The sequence below is a fragment of the Streptomyces fagopyri genome (assembly GCF_009498275.1).
GTDB lineage: Bacteria > Actinomycetota > Actinomycetes > Streptomycetales > Streptomycetaceae > Streptomyces > Streptomyces fagopyri.
This window is the reverse complement of the sequence record NZ_CP045643.1, coordinates 4,889,603-4,907,259: the sequence shown is the minus strand read 5'-3', so window position 1 is coordinate 4,907,259 and position 17,657 is coordinate 4,889,603. Positions and strand designations below refer to the sequence as shown.

17 protein-coding genes are annotated in these 17,657 nt (G+C 73.6%); 11 read left to right on the top strand and 6 right to left on the bottom strand.

Translation table 11 applies throughout. The annotated features are described in order from the left end of the window. Positions 1-308 precede the first annotated feature (308 nt). The 3 genes from GFH48_RS21120 to GFH48_RS21110 all read left to right on the top strand — a co-directional run bounded on the left by GFH48_RS21120 (position 309) and on the right by GFH48_RS21110 (position 3,215). A complete protein-coding gene (locus GFH48_RS21120; protein ID WP_228120773.1) occupies positions 309-698 on the top strand; it encodes a hypothetical protein in 390 nt (129 codons plus the stop codon). 148 nt (positions 699-846) lie between these two features. Then, positions 847-2,298, top strand: a complete 1,452-nt coding sequence (locus GFH48_RS21115; RefSeq protein WP_153289750.1) for a wax ester/triacylglycerol synthase domain-containing protein — start codon at positions 847-849, stop codon at positions 2,296-2,298. Next, positions 2,295-3,215, top strand: a complete 921-nt coding sequence (locus tag GFH48_RS21110) for an SDR family NAD(P)-dependent oxidoreductase (RefSeq protein WP_153289749.1) — start codon at positions 2,295-2,297, stop codon at positions 3,213-3,215. Before GFH48_RS21115 ends, GFH48_RS21110 begins: the two co-directional genes overlap by 4 nt. Here GFH48_RS21110 and GFH48_RS21105 read toward each other — a convergent pair. Together GFH48_RS21105 and GFH48_RS21100 are read right to left on the bottom strand one after the other, a co-directional pair. Then, a complete protein-coding gene (locus GFH48_RS21105; RefSeq protein WP_153289748.1) occupies positions 3,144-4,364 on the bottom strand; it encodes a beta-ketoacyl-[acyl-carrier-protein] synthase family protein in 1,221 nt (406 codons plus the stop codon). The two genes, GFH48_RS21110 and GFH48_RS21105, sit on opposite strands and share 72 nt — an antisense overlap. A gap of 7 nt (positions 4,365-4,371) precedes the next feature. Beyond that, on the bottom strand, positions 4,372-4,590 hold the full coding sequence (locus tag GFH48_RS21100; protein WP_153289747.1) for an acyl carrier protein: 219 nt from the start codon (positions 4,588-4,590) through the stop codon (positions 4,372-4,374). A gap of 111 nt (positions 4,591-4,701) precedes the next feature. Between GFH48_RS21100 and GFH48_RS21095 the strand changes: the two genes are divergently transcribed. Further along, the gene (locus GFH48_RS21095) at positions 4,702-6,066 is read left to right on the top strand and encodes an aminotransferase class I/II-fold pyridoxal phosphate-dependent enzyme (RefSeq protein ID WP_153289746.1); all 1,365 of its coding nucleotides are present in this window, start codon (positions 4,702-4,704) and stop codon (positions 6,064-6,066) included. Positions 6,067-6,135: 69 nt separating this feature from the next. Here the strand turns inward: GFH48_RS21095 and GFH48_RS21090 are convergent, their stop codons facing one another. From GFH48_RS21090 to GFH48_RS21080, 3 genes are all read right to left on the bottom strand, one after another. Continuing rightward, positions 6,136-8,067, bottom strand: coding sequence for a copper resistance CopC/CopD family protein (locus GFH48_RS21090; RefSeq protein WP_228120771.1), 1,932 nt, complete (start codon positions 8,065-8,067; stop codon positions 6,136-6,138). An 80-nt stretch (positions 8,068-8,147) separates the two neighbouring features. Next, complete coding sequence (locus GFH48_RS21085) at positions 8,148-8,816, bottom strand: GNAT family N-acetyltransferase (protein ID WP_153289745.1); 669 nt, start codon at positions 8,814-8,816, stop codon at positions 8,148-8,150. Then, positions 8,806-10,974: a penicillin acylase family protein gene (locus tag GFH48_RS21080; RefSeq protein ID WP_153289744.1), complete on the bottom strand. Its 2,169-nt coding sequence runs from the start codon at positions 10,972-10,974 to the stop codon at positions 8,806-8,808. Before GFH48_RS21080 ends, GFH48_RS21085 begins: the two co-directional genes overlap by 11 nt. A 77-nt stretch (positions 10,975-11,051) precedes the next feature. Between GFH48_RS21080 and GFH48_RS21075 the strand changes: the two genes are divergently transcribed. The 5 genes from GFH48_RS21075 to GFH48_RS21055 all read left to right on the top strand — a co-directional run bounded on the left by GFH48_RS21075 (position 11,052) and on the right by GFH48_RS21055 (position 14,250). Next, the gene (locus tag GFH48_RS21075; protein WP_153289743.1) at positions 11,052-11,780 is read left to right on the top strand and encodes a siderophore-interacting protein; all 729 of its coding nucleotides are present in this window, start codon (positions 11,052-11,054) and stop codon (positions 11,778-11,780) included. 72 nt (positions 11,781-11,852) lie between these two features. Next, complete coding sequence (locus tag GFH48_RS21070) at positions 11,853-12,437, top strand: HhH-GPD-type base excision DNA repair protein (RefSeq protein ID WP_153289742.1); 585 nt, start codon at positions 11,853-11,855, stop codon at positions 12,435-12,437. Between the two features lie 447 nt (positions 12,438-12,884). Further along, complete coding sequence (locus tag GFH48_RS21065) at positions 12,885-13,538, top strand: HdeD family acid-resistance protein (RefSeq protein WP_153289741.1); 654 nt, start codon at positions 12,885-12,887, stop codon at positions 13,536-13,538. A 100-nt stretch (positions 13,539-13,638) separates the two neighbouring features. Next, positions 13,639-13,989 carry a hypothetical protein gene (locus tag GFH48_RS21060; protein ID WP_153289740.1) on the top strand — a complete coding sequence of 117 codons (351 nt, stop codon included), beginning with the start codon at positions 13,639-13,641 and terminating at the stop codon, positions 13,987-13,989. Between the two features lie 51 nt (positions 13,990-14,040). Further along, entirely contained in the window at positions 14,041-14,250 is a 210-nt protein-coding gene (locus GFH48_RS21055; protein WP_153289739.1) for a hypothetical protein, read from the top strand. 278 nt (positions 14,251-14,528) lie between these two features. Here the strand turns inward: GFH48_RS21055 and GFH48_RS21050 are convergent, their stop codons facing one another. After that, positions 14,529-16,184 (bottom strand): helicase HerA-like domain-containing protein, encoded by a 1,656-nt coding sequence (locus GFH48_RS21050; RefSeq protein WP_153289738.1) that lies wholly within the window; start codon positions 16,182-16,184, stop codon positions 14,529-14,531. A gap of 162 nt (positions 16,185-16,346) precedes the next feature. Here GFH48_RS21050 and GFH48_RS21045 point away from each other — a divergent pair, with 162 nt between their 5' ends. Together GFH48_RS21045 and GFH48_RS21040 are read left to right on the top strand one after the other, a co-directional pair. After that, complete coding sequence (locus GFH48_RS21045; RefSeq protein WP_003955420.1) at positions 16,347-16,643, top strand: type II toxin-antitoxin system VapB family antitoxin; 297 nt, start codon at positions 16,347-16,349, stop codon at positions 16,641-16,643. 145 nt (positions 16,644-16,788) lie between these two features. Continuing rightward, positions 16,789-17,427: a LytR C-terminal domain-containing protein gene (locus GFH48_RS21040; protein ID WP_153293035.1), complete on the top strand. Its 639-nt coding sequence runs from the start codon at positions 16,789-16,791 to the stop codon at positions 17,425-17,427. Positions 17,428-17,657: the final 230 nt, after the last annotated feature.

The window sequence follows — 17,657 nt, the reverse complement described above, 5'->3', positions numbered from 1 at the left end:
GAGCGGCACGGGAACCCGCTTCCCCCGGCCGGCACCGGACGCGATACCGGAGAAGGCCGGCCCTTCCGGCGGATCGCGGACGTCCCCGGCGTGTGGCGGCGGCCGCGGCACGTCCCCGGCGTGTGGCTCGCGCGGCCCGGGTCGACTCCGTGTCCCGCGAGCGCATCCACGGCGCCACTCGGCGCCGAATGAGCCCGAGTACGTACGTGCTCGCGTCCGTCCCGACCACGAGAACGGCCCGCTCACTCAGCCATGTACGACGAGAACACCCGCCAACTGTCCGTGAACTGGCCGCCGGGGGCGCCTCGATGAAGGAAACCGTCCGCGGCTACTGGTGCGAGTGCCGGACCGAGGACCTCGCCGCGGGCGGCCCACCGGCGCTGCTCGCGTCGATGCACGCGCACTCGGCCGCGCAGGCCGACCGGTGGATAGCGGTCGCCCTGCGCACCATCACACCGGCGCTCGGCCCCGCCGCGGCGGACGAGGCCTGGGACTGGCTCTACGACGGCCGCATCGAGATGAGACAGGCGCTGCTGCGTTCGGAACCGTGTTCGGTGTCGGTCGACAACGAGACCACCCGGCTCACCTGGACCGCCCGCCCGGTCCTCTTCCTGCCCCTCGCGCGCCGGGCGGACGCCGCCCCTGCGGACTGCGCCGACGGGTCCGCCCCCGGTACGGACCGTCCCGGCCCCCTCTGAGCGGCCCGCGCGGGACCGGTACCGGCGGGTGCGCACAGGGCACGCCGTGACCTTTCCGCCGTGTGCCCTGTTAGCGACTCTGCCCGCCGCCCACCTGTGCCAGGGAAGTCCTCATGACAATGACCAGGCCGCGTCCGGCGGTGCGCCCATGACCACGACGGTTCCCAGCCCCAACGCGGTCGACGGCTGCTTCCTCAGCTACGAGCGGGACGAGCCCCGGTTCCGGCCCTATGTCGGGGCGGTCCTGGAGGTGGCCGGCTCCTGCCCGGGTCCGGACCCGGTGCGCGAGCAGATCGCCGACCGCGTGGACCGCATGCCGAGCCTCGCCTGCAAGGTCGGCCGCCGCGGCCGCCGGACGGTCTGGGAGCTCGATCCCGGTTTCGACCCGCGCCGCCATGTGCACGAGATCCTCGTGGAGGACGGCCGGCCCTCGCTCGGCCGGGCCGTGGACGCCCTGCTCGGTGAACCGATCAGCGCCGGCGCGCCACGCTGGGGGGTCTGGGTCATCCACGGCTACTCCCCGGACACGTACGCGCTGTTCTACCGCGCGCACCACGCCGCCCAGGACGGGCAGGCGGTACTGGACGCGCTCACGGCGCTGTTCGGGGTGGGGCCCGCCGTTCCGCCCCGGCAGGCCGTGGCCGAAGCACCCGGCGTCCGCGGCACCGGCGGGAACCGGGACCCGCTCGCGTGGGTGAGGAACATCCCGGCGCGGGCGATCGCGCAGAACGCGGCCGACACCGTACGCGGCCTGCGGTCCACCCTGACCTGGGCGCCGCACCGCCCCCTCACCGGCCGGACGCGGCTCCTGTCGGCGGCGGTGCCGGTGTCCTGGCCCCGCGATGTCGCGAAGGCCCTCGGGGCCACGCCCAACGACGTCTGCCTGGCCGCGCTGGCGGAGGCGGTACGGGACTGGGTGCCCGAGGAGTGGGGGGCCGGCCCCGGGCCCGGCCGGGAGCTGCACGTGGGACTGCCGGTCAGTCTCCGCAGGCCGGAGGAGCGGTTCGCGGTGGGCAACAGGGTCTCGGCCGTCCGCATTCCGCTGTCCTACTGGGCGAAGTCCCCCGCCGACCGGGTGGTCGCCGTCGCCCGCGCGACCCGCCGGGTCAGGACCGAGGGGATGCGCCGGGTGCTGCGGGCGCAGTTGGAGTGTCTTCCGGAGTGGCTCGTCTACCGCTTCGTCCGGCAGTCCTGCGCCGCGAGCAGCGCGGTGGACACCTCCGGACTGCTGCGCCTTCCCCGCCGGCTGGCGGTCGGCGCGGATCCGGTCGAGGGGGTGGTGCCCACGCTGTTCCTGCACGGCGACCACTTCTTCGCGGTGTCGTTCCTCTCGTACCAGGGGCAGGTCCGGGTGAGCTTCACCCTCGACCGGGCACTGGACGACGTCGGCGATCTCGCCGCCTTGTGGGCCGATGCCGTCGAGCGGCTGTGGCGCGAGGTCACCGTCGCCCCCGGCGCCCCCGACGCCCCCGGCGATCCCGGCGGCCCGGGAAACCCCGGCGCCCCCTTCGTCTCCGCAGATCCCGTCACCCCTGCCAGCCCTGCCAGTCACGCCAGTCACAGAGATCCGCACGCGTCCCGTCCCGGGGAGAACTCATGAGCACGACCGGTCCGGAAGGGTCGACAGCCCTGGTCACGGGCGCCAGTTACGGCATCGGCGCGGACATCGCCCGTGCCCTCGCCGCCCGCGGCCACCACCTCGTCCTGGTGGCCCGGAGCGCCGGACCCCTGGACCGGCTCGCGGGCGCCCTCGAAGCCGAGTACGGGGTCAGCGCCCGCCCGCTGGCCGCCGACCTGAGCACCGAGGCCGGCATGGAACTGACCGCCGCGCTCGCGTGCGACGCCGACATCCTCGTCAACAACGCCGGTGCGGGACTCGGCCTGTCCTTCGAGCGCACGACGTGGGAGGAGGAGCGGCGGATGCTCGCCCTCAACGTCGTCGCTCCCTCCCGGCTCGTCCACGCGGCGCTGCCCGCGATGCTCGCCCGGGGCCGCGGACGCATCCTGAACGTCTCCTCGGTGGCCGCCACCGCGCCGGTCTGGCAGGGCACCTCGTACAGCGCCTCCAAGGCGTACGCGCTGGCGCTGACCGAGTCGCTGGCCCACACGCGCCGCATCCGCACCTCACCGGTGGCGCTGACCGCCCTCCTGCTCGGGCACACCGTCTCGGAGTTCCACGAGCGGGCCGGTATCCCGCCGTCCCCTCCGTCGCTCACGCTCGCCTCGCCGTACGTCGCCGAGCGGGCGGTGCGGGCGATCCTGCGGCGCCGCCCGCCCGTCGTCTGCGTACCCAGCGTCCGCTACAAAGTGCTGGCCGCGCTGCTGCGTCATCTCCCGCGCCGGGTCGCCGCCCTGCCCCACCTGGCCGACGACTTCACCCTCACCTCGTACGAGGCGCGACGGCCGTCGTACGGGATCGGGGAGCAGCGGCCCGGCGGGCGGGAGTCAGTCGGGAGTGACGGCCAGGACGGCGTTCTGTCCGCCGAAGCCCATGGACAGCGAGAGCGCCAGCCCTAGCCCTCCCGGGCGGACCTCGGTCGGGATGTCGAGGTCGATCGCCGGATCGGGTTCCTCCAGGTTGGCGGTGGGCGGAACGAGCCCCTGCTCGACGGCGAGGACGGTGAACGCCGCCTCCACCGCGCCCGCCGCGCCGAGCAGGTGCCCGGTCACCGGCTTGGTGGACGTCACCGGCGGCCGGTGCGGGAAGAGCCCGGCCAGCGCCGCGGCCTCGGCCCGGTCGCCGGCCGGGGTCCCGGTGCCGTGGGCGTTGACGTGGGTCACGTCCCGTTCGCTCGCGCCCGCCTGCGCGAGTGCCTCGCGGACGGCCGTGCCGAGGCCGGTGCCGTCCGGGTGGGGACGCACCACGTGGTGCGCGTCCGAGGAGGCTCCGAAGCCCCGGATCCGGGCGCGGGTCCGCGCGCCGCGGGCGCGCGCGTCGGCGGCGCGCTCCAGGACCAGCATCCCGGCCCCCTCGCCGATGACGAAGCCGTCCCGCCCCCGGTCGAAGGCGCGCGGCGCCCCGGTGGGATCGCCGAAGCGGTGGGAGAGCGCGCCGATCCGGTCGAACCCGGCGACGTAGAACGGTGTGATGGCGGCGTCGGCGCCTCCGGCCAGCGCGATGTCGCACCGGTCCAGGGCCAGCAGGTCCCGTGCCATGCCGAGGGCGGTCGCACCCGACGCGCAGGCGGTGTTGACCGTACAACTGGCGCCGGAGGCACCGAACTCGATGGTCAGCTGCGCGGCCAGGGAGTTGCCCAGCGCGGCGGGCACCGCGTACGGCGACATGTCCCGCGGGCCGGCCGTCAGCAGCGCGCGGTGCTCGGACTCCAGGGTCTGGGCACCGCCGGTGCCGGAGCCCACGATCACGGCGACGCGCGCGCCGTCCCACCGTGCCGGGTCCAGCCCGGCGTCGGCCAGTGCCTCCCGCGCGGCGAGCAGGGCCAGTTGCGCGCAGCGGTCGGGCCTGCGCGCGCGGGCCCCGCCCAGCCGGACCGGGTCGAAGCCGCCCACCCGGCAGGCCAGGTGCGGCGGGACCGTCTCCCGCTCCCCCGCCAGTACGGCGGTCGGCAGCCCCTTGCAGACCCGCTCCCAGCCGGGGGCCCAGCCGTCTCCCGCCGGGGTCACGAGTCCGAGGCCGGTGACGCACACGTCCTGTCGACCGGTCATACGGAGGTCACCTGGCTCCGACGAGGGCGGCCACGTCCGCGACGGTGAGGGTGGCGCCGATCTCCTCCTCCGTCACCGCCACCCCTTTCTCGCGGCGCAGGACCAGGGCCAGTTCGACGACGGCGATGGAATCCAGTCCCGCTTCCTCGCGCGTCGCGTCCGGGCTGATGTCATCCTCGGAAAGCCCAAGAGAAACAAGAACGCTTTTGAGTTCTTCGTATGACACTTTTTCTCCGTCGCATGGATAGCAGGGCAGACACCTCAAAGTACCATCTCCAACGGAACCGAATTCTCCGAGAGAATTAATGCTACAGGCGAGCGATGGGCGAACGCAGGCATGGATATTCTGGAAAAGTGCCGGCCATGGACCGCGGAGCATCTGCGGGTGACGGGACGGGACTGCTACTTCCGGGCGATCGGCGATACGTTCGACGGCACGGAGGCCGATTTCGAGGGCCGCCGAGTGATCGTCGCGGCCTCCCACGACTATCTGGGACTCTCCGCGGAACCCCGGGTGCGCGAGGCCGCCGTCGCCGCGGTACGGCGCTTCGGCACCTCGATGGGAGGGTCCCGGGCGGTGAGCGGCTCGCTGGAACTGCACGAGGAGCTGGAGCACGGCCTGGCGGCGTTCCTGGGCCACGAGGCCGCCGCCGTGCTCCCTTCCGGATATCAGGCGAATTTGATGCTGGCCCCGCTCCTCGGGGACGGGGACATGGTATTCAGCGACTTTTCCAATCATGTTTCACTGGAAGAGGCCGTCCGTCTCGGCAGGGCGAAAGAACGCAAATTCCTGCACGGCGACCTTGATCACCTGGAGGAATTGCTCCGCACCGCCGACGGAATCAGGAACGGAAAAGAAGCGGACGGAAACGAAGGAGACGGAACCGGAAAAGACAGAACAGGAGGAGACGGGAACGGAACCGGCGGAAAGCTGATCCTCACGGACGGGGTCTTCTCGGTGGACGGGGACGTCTGCGATCTTCCGGGCCTCATGGAGCTGGCGGGCGCGCACGGGGCGCGGGTCGTCGTCGACAGCTCCCACGACCTCGGGGTGCTCGGCCCGACCGGAGCGGGCGCCGGTGAGCACTTCGGGCTGCGTCCCGACCTCGTCACCAGTGCCCTGTCCAAGAGCCTGGCCTCGGTGGGCGGGGTGATCGCCGGCCCCGCCGACGTGATCCGCTATCTGCGGTTCCACGCGCGGACGGCGCTGTTCACCGCGGCGGCCTCACCGGCCAACGTCGCCGCCGCGCTGGCCGCGCTGCGGATCCTGCGCGCCGAACCCGAACGCCGCTCGCGGGTCCTGGACCTCGCCGAGCGGCTGCACAACGGACTGCGCGCGCTCGGCTTCGACACCGGGGCGTCGGTCACACCGGTGGTGCCGGTGCTGGTGGCCGGGCGCGAGCGGTGCATGCGGATGTGGCGGGAGCTGTTCGACGCCGGGGTGTTCGCCGCGCCCATGGTCCACCCGGTCGTCAGGGCCGGCCGCGAGGTACTGCGGGTCACCCTCACCGCCGCGCACACCGACGGCCAACTGGAGCGGGTCCTGGCGGCGTTCGCACACGTGGGCCGCGTCGAGGGGGTCATCCCCGGCTCCGCGCCCGCCACGCACACCCCGGTGCGGATCGCCCGACCGCGCGGCCCCCTGACCGTCGCGCACGACGGCAGGTCCACCGGTGCGGGGACGTGGCGGGCCACCCCTTAGCACCCGGTCGGCGCCCGGGACGTACGTTCTGGCGCCCGGGACGTACGCCGGGCCGCTCCCGGCGCCGGATCAGCCGATCCGTACGGTCTTCGAGACCGTGACCTGGTCGATGTCGGAGGTGCGGACCGTCGTTTTCATCGTCCAGGTGCCGGCCACCGGGAGGGTGACGCCGTCGGCCCCCCAGTAGCCGCCCCGGTCGGCCAGTTCCGCGTCGATCGGGCCGATGCGCTGGGACTCCAGGGTGAAGGTGAGGCGCAGTTCGGGGACCGACACGATCCCTCCGTCGGGGCCGAAGGTCACGGCCTGTACGGAGTTCTCGCCCACCCGGCCCGGCGTCAGTTCGATCTGCACCTTGCCGTGACCGCCCGGTGTGCCCACGTCGAACGGGATGACCGTCGGAGCGCCCGCCGGCTCACCGGCGGCCGTGGTCGCCGAGCTCGCGGCGGCCTCGGTGGCGGCCCTGCCCGGCTGCGTCCCGGTGAGCAGCGTGGTGATCACCAGCACGACGATGCCCACGGTGACCTCGGCCAGGACCGAGCCGCGCAGGGCCCGCCGGTAGCGGGCGGTCTCGGCGGAAGGAGACGAGTCCGGGGCCGGGTCCGCGGCGGGGGCCGGGTCCGAACCGTCGCCCGTGATGTCGTCCGCGTCGGCGGCACCGGCGGAATCGGCTCCGCCGGCGGCCGTGTCCCCCGTCGTCGAGGCGCCGGACACGACCCCGGAGACGGTCCCGTCCACGACCGCCGGTGCCCCGACGGTCTCCGGCACGCGCTCGGCCACGGCCACGGCCGCCTCGACGCGCTCCTGCGCCGCCACCATCAGCCGCCCCGCCCAGCGCCGCGAGTACGCCGCCCCCGCCAGCAGGCACAGCACCGCGACCAGCTTGGCGACGAGGATGCGGCCGTACGAGGTCGAGGTGAGGGCGTCCCAGGAGCCGAGGCCGCGCCAGGACTGGTAGACGCCGGTGACGACGAGGACGGCCACGGACCCGAGGGCGAGCCGGGAGAAACGGTTGACGGTCGCCGCGGGGAGCGGCTCGGCCGACCGGTACAGCGCGGTCAGCAACGCGGTGAGTCCGCCCAGCCAGACCGCCATGGACAGCAGGTGCAGGACGGAGGAGACCATGGCCACGGGTACCTGGATCCCGGCGGACGCGTGCTCGGCGGCCGCCCAGGTGACGGCGAGGGAGACGGTCAGCAGCGCGCCGAGCGCGAGGACGGCGCGCTCCCGCCGGTCCGCGCGTACCGGGAGGAAGGCCACCACCGCCAGCAGCACCAGCCGGGCCAGCAGGGTGAGGCCCGGCCTGCTGACCAGTGTCTCGTTCAGGACGGACGGATCGAGGGCGTCCATGGGGCCGGTGCCGCGTTCGTAGGGGCCCCGCAGCAGGAGCAGCGCGAAGGTCGACAGGAACAGCGTCCACCAGCCCGCGAGGAGCAGCCGCCGTACCGGGCCCGGGAATCCGCAGACCAGGACGAAGGCGGCGGCGCCGATGAGCAGGGCGAGACCGCCGTACGCGAAGTAGCGGGCGACGTCGTAGAGCGTGGCGGAGACCCGGTCCCCGGCGGGGTCGACGGGGACCGGCGCGACGGTCGCGGAGGGTTTGCCGATGGAGAAGGTGAAGGCGCCGGAGACCGGGTGGCTGTCCGCCGAGACGACGCGCCAGGCCACGGTGAAGGTGCCGGTGCCGAGGCCCTTGGGCAGGGTCACTCGGGCGGTGTCGGAACGTCCGTCCGCGTGACCCGGCTCGCCGGTGTGGACGCGCCGGTTGCCCGGGTCCAGCACGCGGAAGGAGTCGTCGAGGAGCCCGATCGACTCGGTGAACGTCAGCGTCACCTGGCGGGGAGCCGTCTTCAGCACGCTGCCGTCCTCGGGGTCGGCACCGGTCAGCGCCGCGTGGGCGGACGCGCCGCCCACCCCGCCGAAGAGGACCAGAACCAGCACCGTGCCCAGCAGGGCCAGCCCCCGGGCCACACGCCGTCGCTCCCGCTGTCCTCGTCCGCTCACACGCCGTCACCGTCTCCGTGTTTCCAGAGTCCCCGTGTTTCCGGAGTCACGGATACGTACGGACGAATCCGGCGCCGTGCTCACTCCACCGGCGAAGCGCGCGGTCCGGCCGGGACGCCCGGGGTGGCGGGCGAGCCGGCCCCGAACACCGCTTCCCGGTTCAGGAAGGCGAGCCGGGCGCGCTTCTCGGGCAAGTAGACCCCGGGAAGGTCGATTTCGGGAAGCACGATCTCGGGGCCCGGTTCGAAGCCCTGCCGGACCAGACGGGAGATCGCCTTCGTGTTGCGTGCGTCGGGTTCGACCACGACCCGTCGGCGGTCGAGGCCGATCAGCACATAGGTGGTGAAGGCGGTCAGCAGTTTCGAGGACCAGCCCGGCCGGGCGCCCTCGTCCCCCGCGGGGCCGATCAGCAGGTGGATCCCGATGTCGCCGGGCTCGGCCCGGTAGCACTCGCTGACCCGGTCGGCCTCGGGCTCGTACGTCTGGAAGAGCGCGGCGGGCTCGCCGTCCTTGACCGCGAGGAAGGCGTGGTGGGTGTCGAGCGAGTCGAGGAGGAGGTAGGTCTCCAGGACCTGTTGCCTGGTGAATCCGGTCATGCCCCAGAAGCCGGCGCGCTCCTGTGTCACCCACCGGTGGATGACGTCCAGGTCGGCGCGGGGGTCGACGGGCAGCACGCGGACGGTGCCGAAGCCGTCGACCTCCTCTTCGTGGACGGCCTCGCGGGCGGGGGCGTACGGCTCAGTGATCATGGTTCTCCTGGTCGTCCCGGACGGATTCCGGGGTGGTGTGCGGGGCCGGTCGCCGTTCCCCGGTCAGCCGGTCCCAGTCGGTGCGTACGGGCACCAGTTCTCCCGCCAGCCACAGGGGGAGCTGGTCGCGGTGATGGGCCGAGCCGGGAACCCCCGAGGCGCCGAACGGCACCACCCAGAGGCTGTTGTCGCGGTCGGCGAGGTCCCAGACGTAACGGGCGGCCGGTCCGCGCGCGCTCAGGTCGGTGAGGCCGGGGACGGCCGAGGTGCACAGCACGCAGTCGTGGTCGCCGGCGAGCCCCGGTTCGTCGTACGCGTCGCCGGCCGTCGCCCGCCAGGGGGCGAGGCGGTGGCTGTCGCCCCAGACGCCGAGCGGCCGAGCGGCCGCCTCCTCGACGGCAGCGCGCACCAGACCGGCGCGGTCGATGCCGTACAACTCCTCGGCCCTGAGCAGGTTCTCGAGGGCGAAGCCGATGCGGGGGAGGAGGGCGAGCCAGGGGCGCAGGACCTCGGGGTACTCCGGCGGGTCGGCCAGTACGGCGAAGACCGGGTGGGCGGCGAGCCGTCGTACGACCCCGCTTCGGACCGCCGCGTACGCCGCCGCCCCCGCGCTGTCGGCCTCCATCCTGCGGTCCCAGAGCAGCAGCAGGCCGCGCAGCTCCGCCGCCCGCGGGGTGAGTCCGCCGAGGGCGGCGACATGGCCGATCAGGGGTGCGGCGGAGGCGAGATGGGTGTCCATGTGGACGGCCGCCATGTCCGGGGCCGGCCAGGCCGTCCGGGAGGCGAGCAGGTCGCGGATGCGCGCGGCGCGGTGCGGCGGGGCGAACTCGACGCCGAGCGGGGTCGCGGGGCCACGCTGGTTGGCCATCACGGCGATGCCGTCCTCGACGGTTCCGTACGGCATCTCGTGCCAGCCCCGCCACTCGTGTCCGGGCTCCCAGGCCGCGACGATCCGGGTCCGGTTGTCCTCGGCGCGGACCGGGACGCGGCCCGCGACCCGGTGCAGCACCCCGCCCGCGGTGTCGGCGGCCTGGACGACGTTGACGGGCTCGGCCCACAGGTCGAACGCCCGGTCCACGTCGGCGACTTCGCGGGCGCGCAGGAGCGGCAGCAGGGCGCTGAAGCCGAGGTCCCCGGTGACGCGGGGCGGATAACGGAGGCTGACGGGCCCGACGGCGCCCCGGCCGTCCGCGTCCTGCCCGCTCCCCCCGGCCGTGCCGTGGTCCGTTCCGGTTCCCCCTATGACGACCGGTCCCCGCGCGGTCTCGATCACCTCGACCTCGACCGGTGCGCCGCCCGCGATCTCGACCGTCTCCACGTGCCGGGTCACCGGCCGCCACCGGCCGTCCGGGTCCAGCGCCTCCAGGGCCTCCCCCGCCTCCCCGGTCCGGCGCAGCCGCTCCCGGTACAGATCCTGGTAGTCGGCCATCGCGTTGGTGATGGCCCAGGCCACGGTTTCGGTGTGGGCGAAGTGGGCGATGCCCGGGACGCCGGGGACGGCGAGGCCGACGACGTCGAACTCGGGGCAGGCGAGATGGATCTGCTGGTAGACGCCGGGGTCCTCGATGAAGCGGTGCGGGTCGCCCGCGATGACCGGCTGCCCGGTGACGGTCCGTTCGCCGGTGACGAGCCAGCCGTTGCTGCCGGAGGTGCCGGGCCCGTCGGTGGCGAAGAGCCCGACGGCGTCGGCGCCGAGCCGCCGCACGACCTCCTCGCGCCAGAGCTTGGCGGGGAAACCGGCGAACAGGATGTGGGTGGCCAGCCAGACACCGAGCGGGGTCCAGGGCTCCCAGCGGCCCGGTACGAGTCCGGTCCGGGCGAACTCCGGTGCGCGGCGGGCGCCTTCGGCGAGTCCTTCGTTGACCCCGTCGACGTAGGAGACGACCCACTCGGCGGTCTCCGGGTCCTGTCTCTCCAGGGCGGCGAAGCAGCGTCTCGCGGTGTCGTCGAGCCGGGCCCGGCGGACGAACACGTCCCAGGCGGCTTCTCCGGCGCCGAGGAACGAGGCGGAGGTGCCCCGCGCGCGGTGCCGTTCGACCTCCAGCTGCCACGCGCGGTCGACGGCGGTGGTGCGGCCCTGGGCGTGGGCGAGTTCGAGTGCGCTCCCGGCGCGCAGATGGGGGATTCCCCAGGGGTCACGGTAGAGCTCGGCGGTCACAGTCCATCCCCACTTTTATCAGGTTAGGCTAACCTAACTTTAGTTGGCCGAGATCGTACGCGAGGGGTGGAGACAGGATGGGCCAGGGGCACGGCTGGGAGGGCGCGGTACTCAAACTGCTGCGCGGCAAGGACTTCACGTTCACCGTGACCGGTGCCGAGGACGTCACCCCGCGCTACCGGCGGCTGCGGTTCACCGACGGCGGCATGCTCGCGGCGACCGGGGTGCACCCCACGCTCTGGGTCCGGCTGTGGTTCGACCACGCGGGCAAGCCGCACCAGCGGGCGTACACCCTGGTCGACCCCGATCCGGCGGCCGGCACCTTCGGCCTGGAGTTCGCGCTGCACGAAGGCCGCGCCTCGGACTGGGCGCGGGCGGCCCGCCCCGGGGACACCATCGACGCGACGGTCCACGGCACCGCGTTCACCGATCCGGACCCGGCCCCCTCCCATGTCTTCGCCGTCGCCGACCCGGCCTCGCTCCCCGCCCTCAACTCCCTGCTGGACGCGGTGGGGCAGGCCCCGGCGACGATCTGGTTCGAGACCGACCACGGCGTGGACGGGCTCCCCTTCCGCACCGCTTCCTCCCGTCACACCGTCCGCCCGGTGCCCCGCCGCGACCGGGGCGCCCATCTCGTCGCCGAGGTCAGGGCGGACCTCCCCGGCCTCCTGGAGGGCGAGCCGGACCCGTACGTGTGGATCGCCTGCGACACCGCCACGACCCGTTCCCTCACGGCGTACGTCCGCAAGGAGCTCGCCCTCCCGAAGCAGCGGGTCAACGCGATGGGCTACTGGCGTACGACCTGATCGGCCCCCGGGGCCGGAGCGGTGTCCCGCAGCGGGGAGGCGGCGGGGCCGTCCGCGCCGGATCATCGACGCATGGACATCAGTCTTCACATCGCCCAGGATCCCGACGCCGACGAACTGCTCGGCCGCAGCCCGCTCGCCGCCCTGGTCGGGATGCTGCTCGACCAGCAGGTACCGATGGAATGGGCGTTCAAGGGACCCCGCACGATCGCCGAACGCCTCGGCGCGAACGACCTGGACGCGCACGAGATCGCGGCGTACGACCCGGAGAAGTTCGCCGCGCTGCTCTCCGCGAAACCGGCCGTCCACCGCTACCCGGGCTCGATGGCCAAGCGGATCCAGCAGCTGTGCCAGTACCTCGTGGAGCACTACGCCGGAGACGCCGCCGCCGTCTGGAAGGACGCCGGCACGGGCGCGGAGCTCCTCCGGCGCCTCAACGAGCTGCCCGGGTTCGGCGCCCAGAAGGCCCAGATCTTCCTGGCCCTCCTCGGCAAGCAGCTCGACGTACACCCCAAGGGCTGGCGCGAGGCGGCGGGCGCCTACGGCGAACCGAAGGCGTTCCGCTCGGTCGCCGACATCACCGGCCCCGAGTCCCTGGCCAAGGTCCGGGCCCACAAACAGGAACTGAAGGCCGCCGCGAAGGCCTCCGGCAGGTGACCGGCGCGTTCCGGGCCGGGCCGGAACACCGGCCCGGCCCGGAACGCGAGGGCGAGCCCTTCGGGCGATGACGGGGGTCCGGGGGCGGCAGCGTCCGTGGCGGGGGCCGGAGGCCGGGGTGCCGGGCCGGAGGCCGGGGTGCCCGTCCGGAGGTCGAGGTGCCGGTCCGGAAGCCGGGGTGCCCGGTCCGGAGGTCGAGGTGCCCGTCCGGAAGCCGGGGTACCCGGTCCGGAGGTCGAGGTGCCCGTCCGGAAGCCGGGGTACCCGGTCCGGAGGTCGAGGTGCCCGTCCGGAAGCCGGGGTACCCGGTCCGGAAGCCGGGGTACCCGGTCCGGAGGCCGGGGTACCCGGTCCGGAGGCCGGGGTACCGGTCCGTCGGCCGGCGTACCGGTCCGTCGGTTGGGTGACCCCGCTGGCGGAGCGCGCCACCCGGCCGAAGCATGAAGCATGACCGAGGCACCGAACACCGCCCCCGGCGATCCGCGGTACGACGACCGCCGGGCCCACACCCGGCACGACCGTGAGCCGGGCGCCGTCCCCGAAGGCCCCCTGCACCTCCTCACCCGCAGCGCCTGGCAGGCCGTCCTGGCCGCCGGCGTCGCGACCCTCGCCCTGGGCGTACTGGTCCTGGTCTGGCCGGGCGCCTCGCTCCTCGCCGCGGGGGTGCTCTTCGGGCTCTACCTGCTCGTCAGCGGCGTACTGCAGCTCGTCGCCGCGTTCGGCACCCACGCGGCCACCTCCCTGCGCGTCATGGCCTTCATCAGCGGCGCCCTGTCCATCCTGCTCGGCCTGTTCTGCTTCCGCGGCGCGATGCAGTCGATCCTGCTGCTCGCCCTGTGGATCGGCATCGGCTGGCTGTTCCGCGGGATCACCCAGACCCTGGCCGCCGCCTCCGACCCGAGCGTGCCCGCCCGCGGCTGGCAGATCCTCCTCGGCATCGTCAGCTTCCTCGCCGGCATCGTCCTGATCGTCTCCCCCTTCGCGTCGGTCGCCGTCCTCACCCTGGTGGGCGGCTGCTGGCTCCTCGCGGTCGGCGTCACCGAGATCGTCACCGCGTTCCGGATCCGCGGGCGCGCCCGCCACGTCCCGCGCGCCGCCTGACCCCTCCCGGCGTCAACCGCGCGCCCCGTCCGTACGCCATGAGGGCGGATATCCCCGCCGCCCGATGAACCACCCTCCCGCTGAGGGGACATGACCTGACATGAGGCCCGCTCCGTCGCACCCCCGGCCGCACCCGCCGCGCCGGCACGCGTGGATGCGGGTGTTGGCGCTGCTCGTCGTGGCGTTCCTCGCCGCGGGCGCGCAGGCCGAGGCGCTCTCCGCGGCGGCCCCCGTGACAGTCGCCGACACACCGGGCCACGGCGCCGAACACGACGTGCTCGACACGGCCCTCCGCCCACCCGGCAGGCCCGGACAAGGCCGCCTCGCCCCGTCTCGCCCGGCGCCCCGCACCGTCCCCGGGCACCCGGGCCGCGCGTCCCGGCCCCGCCCCGCGGCGGCTTCGTCCTCCCCCGACCCGCACGCCCCGCGCTCGGTGGTCCTGCGCTGCTGAGAGACCCGGTCGATCAGCGGACCAGGTACCAGCGAACACAAGGACACAGCCATGCCCAACGACCCGTACGCGATCCTGCGCGCCCTGCTGCGCGCGGACGCCGCCCGCCACGCGCCGAAGCCGAACCCTGACACCGTCCGGACGCCCCGACCGGACAAGGTCCGGGACGCAGCGTCCCCGTCGTCCCCGACGCCCCCGGCACCCCTGACACCCCTGACACCCCCGGCGGTCGCGCCGAGGAAGCCCGGCGAGCGCGGCTAGACGCCCACGGAGACCGGAACGGCCGTCCCACGCCGGGGCGGCCGTCCTGGGTCACCTCGGCCCCTCCCCGCCAGGCCTTCCCCGCCGGGCCCTCGCCGTCCGCGCTCCCCGCCGGCCCTTCCCACCCGGACCCTCCCGTCGAGTTCCCTCCGGGGCCCGCCCGCCCACGCTCTCCCGGCCGGGGTCGGCCCCGCCGGATCTCCCCGTCGTGCCCCCTCCCGCCGGGAAACGGCAGACGGCGAGCGGTGGACGGGAACACGCGAGCGCGCCGCCGTGCCCTACCGCCTGCGGCGGGCCGTCCCGAAGAGGGAGCGGGTGATCTCCCGTCCGATCTGCGTCCCCACCGACCGCGCCAGGGACTTGAAGACACCGCTGGCGACGACCTGCTCGACGACGGACGTCTCCTCCTTGGGACGGCCCTTCGTCGCCGGCGCCTTCCCGGGCGGGGGCGACGAAGGCGCGGCCTCCCCGGCAGCCCGCTCGCGCGCCGCCTCCCGGGCGGTGAGCTTCTCGTACGCGGACTCGCGATCGACCGCCTGCGCGTAACGCCCGTACAGCGAGGACTCCCGCACCGCCCGGTCCAGATCGGCCGCGTCGAGCGGACCCATCAGGGACCCCGGGGCCCGCAGCCGGGTCACCGCGACCGGCGTCGGCGCGCCCTTCTCGCTCATCACGGTCACCACGGCCTCGCCGATGCCGAGCGCGGTGAGGACCTCCTCCAGGTCGTACCCGGAGTTCGGGAAGGTCTTCACCGTCGCCTTCAGCGCCTTCTGGTCGTCCGGGGTGAAGGCGCGCAGCGCGTGCTGGACCCGGTTGCCGAGCTGCGCGAGGACGTCGGCGGGCACGTCCTTCGGGGTCTGGGTCACGAAGAAGACGCCGACCCCTTTCGAGCGAATGAGACGGACCGTCTGTGTGACGGACTCCAGGAAGGCCTTCGACGCGCCGGTGAAGAGCAGATGGGCCTCGTCGAAGAAGAAGACCAGCTTCGGCCTGTCGACGTCGCCGACCTCCGGGAGGTCGTGGAAGAGGTCCGCGAGCATCCACATCAGGAAGGTCGAGAAGAGCTGCGGTCTGTCCTGGACCTCGGGGAGTTCGAGGACGGAGACCAGGCCGCGCCCGTCCGGCGCCGTCCGCAGCAGCTCGCCGGTGTCGAACTCCGGTTCCCCGAAGAACGGGCTCATGCCCTGTGCCTCGAACGCGGTGAGGGAGCGCAGGATCACCCCGGCCGTCGCCGTCGACAGTCCGCCGATCCCCTTCAGTTCCTGCTTGCCCTCGTCCGAGCTCAGGAACGCGACGACCGCGCGCAGATCCTTCAGATCGAACAGTTCGAGGCCCTTCTGGTCGGCGTAGTGGAAGATCAGGCCGAGGGACTGCTCCTGGGTCTGGTTGAGCTGGAGCACCTTCGACAGCAGCACCGGGCCGAAGCTGGTGACCGTGGCCCGAACGGGGATGCCGTGACCGAGGCCCCCGAGCGCGAGGAACTCCGCCGGGCAGCCGGCCGGTGTCCACGCCTGGTGGACCTCCTGGGCCCGCGCCCGCACCTTCTCCTGCGGCAGGCCCGATGCCGAGATCCCTGACATGTCGCCCTTGACGTCGGCCAGGAACACCGGCACCCCCTGGGCCGACAGCTGTTCGGCGATCAGCTGCAGCGTCTTGGTCTTGCCGGTGCCGGTGGCACCCGCGACCAGGCCGTGCCGGTTGAGCATGGGCAGCGGGATCCGGATCTGCGCGTCCGGCAGACACCGCCCGTCCCAGAGCAGGGCGCCCAGGTCGAGAGCGGGTCCGGCGAAGGCGTAACCGGCCGCGATCCGCAGGGCTTCGGCGGGCAGCGCGGCTCCCCCGCTCACCGCTTCCGGCCGGACGGCCGTTTCGCCGCTCACCCGTTCGGGTGCAGCTGTCGGAGGCGTCCCCGCCCCGGTGTCACTGTCACTCATGTCAGGCCCCTGTTCCCCGTCACTTCCCGGTCCGGGTGTGCCCGGCGGGTTCCGGGCCGTCAGGGAGAGTTACCGCTTCGCCCGGATTTACCACGTCTTTTCCAGCGTCGCACTCCGTCGCCATGGCTGCGCCCGGAAGGTCTGGGCCGGTAGGCTTTCCGTGTGATCTTCAAGCGCATCGGAAACGGCCGGCCGTACCCCGACCACGGCCGGGAAAGCACCCGGCAGTGGGCGGACGTCGCACCGCGCCCGGTCCGCCTCGATCAGCTCGTGACGACCAAGGGCCAGCTGGATCTGGAGACCCTCCTCGCCGAGGACTCCACCTTCTACGGCGACCTCTTCGCGCACGTCGTGAAGTGGCAGGGCGACCTGTACCTCGAGGACGGCCTGCACCGCGCCGTCCGCGCCGCGCTGCAGCAGCGCCAGGTGCTCCACGCCCGCGTCCTCGAACTGGGCTAGCACCCCCTCGACCGGACCCGGCCCGCCCGAACGGGCGAACGTTGACCCTTTTGGGTTGGACTGCGTGCGGGTCAATGATCATTTAGTAGGCATCACAGCCGCGGGCCACTACGCTGCGCCCATGAGCATGCTCACTCCCCCTGGCATGGGCGGCCAGTACCGGATCACGGGGGACAAGTACCCACGGATGCGCCGGCCCCGAGGGCGCCGCAGGCTCGTGTTCCTGGTCGTCGTCTGCGTCACCGCGCTCGGGCTGGTCGGGTGGGGAACCCTGCAGCTCATCGACGTCTTCACGGGCGGCGGTGACAAGGCCACGGCGGCCGGCACCAAGGCGCACTGCGCGACCGGTCCCGGTCCGTCGGCCAAGGCGTCCACGGCCGCGGTGTCCGACGCCGCCGGCGCTCTGCCCGAGCCCGGCCGGATCACGGTCAACGTCCTGAACGCCACGCCCCGCAGCGGGCTCGCCAAGGACACCGCCGACGAGCTGAAGAAGCGCGGGTTCCGCATCGGTGACGTGGGCAACGCGACGAAGGCGTACGACAAGAAGGTCACGGGACCCGGGCTGCTCCTCGGCTCCGCCGCGGCCGTCAAGGCCGCGCTGCCGGTCCTGGGCACCCAGCTCAGCGGCGCCCAGCTGAAGGCCGACGGCCGGAAGCAGGCGGACCAGGTCGACCTCATCATCGGCACCGGGTTCACGTCGCTCACCAAGAAGCAGGACGCCGACAAGGCGCTGGCCCTTCTGACCGACCCGAAGCCGGACTCCACCAAGCCGAAGAACTGCTGACCGCCGGACGGCGCGACCCGCGCCGCCGACGACTCCGAACACACCGAAGGTCCCGCGTCGGACGCGGGACCTTCGACGACTTCACGGGCCGGCCGGCCGCGCACCGCCGCCGGGCGGAACACGGCTGCGGGCCGGACCCGCACCCGTGCCGACCCGCGGGGGCGGCACGCCGGGCCACCACCACCCCCGCAGGGCGACGGAGGGATCGGCGGTCGGTCCGGCGGACGGCC

Excerpts from the sequence above, each read along its gene's own strand:
- GFH48_RS21070 (WP_153289742.1), top strand. The coding sequence starts at position 11,853 with ATGGACATCAGTCTTCACATCGCCCAGGATCCCGACGCCGACGAACTG.
- GFH48_RS21060 (WP_153289740.1), top strand. The coding sequence starts at position 13,639 with ATGAGGCCCGCTCCGTCGCACCCCCGGCCGCACCCGCCGCGCCGGCAC.
- GFH48_RS21040 (WP_153293035.1), top strand. The coding sequence starts at position 16,789 with ATGGGCGGCCAGTACCGGATCACGGGGGACAAGTACCCACGGATGCGC.
- GFH48_RS21050 (WP_153289738.1), bottom strand. The coding sequence starts at position 16,184 with ATGAGTGACAGTGACACCGGGGCGGGGACGCCTCCGACAGCTGCACCC.
- GFH48_RS21110 (WP_153289749.1), top strand. The coding sequence starts at position 2,295 with ATGAGCACGACCGGTCCGGAAGGGTCGACAGCCCTGGTCACGGGCGCC.
- GFH48_RS21105 (WP_153289748.1), bottom strand. The coding sequence starts at position 4,364 with ATGACCGGTCGACAGGACGTGTGCGTCACCGGCCTCGGACTCGTGACC.
- GFH48_RS21085 (WP_153289745.1), bottom strand. The coding sequence starts at position 8,816 with ATGATCACTGAGCCGTACGCCCCCGCCCGCGAGGCCGTCCACGAAGAG.
- GFH48_RS21095 (WP_153289746.1), top strand. The coding sequence starts at position 4,702 with ATGGATATTCTGGAAAAGTGCCGGCCATGGACCGCGGAGCATCTGCGG.
- GFH48_RS21055 (WP_153289739.1), top strand. The coding sequence starts at position 14,041 with ATGCCCAACGACCCGTACGCGATCCTGCGCGCCCTGCTGCGCGCGGAC.
- GFH48_RS21120 (WP_228120773.1), top strand. The coding sequence starts at position 309 with ATGAAGGAAACCGTCCGCGGCTACTGGTGCGAGTGCCGGACCGAGGAC.
- GFH48_RS21065 (WP_153289741.1), top strand. The coding sequence starts at position 12,885 with ATGACCGAGGCACCGAACACCGCCCCCGGCGATCCGCGGTACGACGAC.
- GFH48_RS21075 (WP_153289743.1), top strand. The coding sequence starts at position 11,052 with ATGGGCCAGGGGCACGGCTGGGAGGGCGCGGTACTCAAACTGCTGCGC.
- GFH48_RS21115 (WP_153289750.1), top strand. The coding sequence starts at position 847 with ATGACCACGACGGTTCCCAGCCCCAACGCGGTCGACGGCTGCTTCCTC.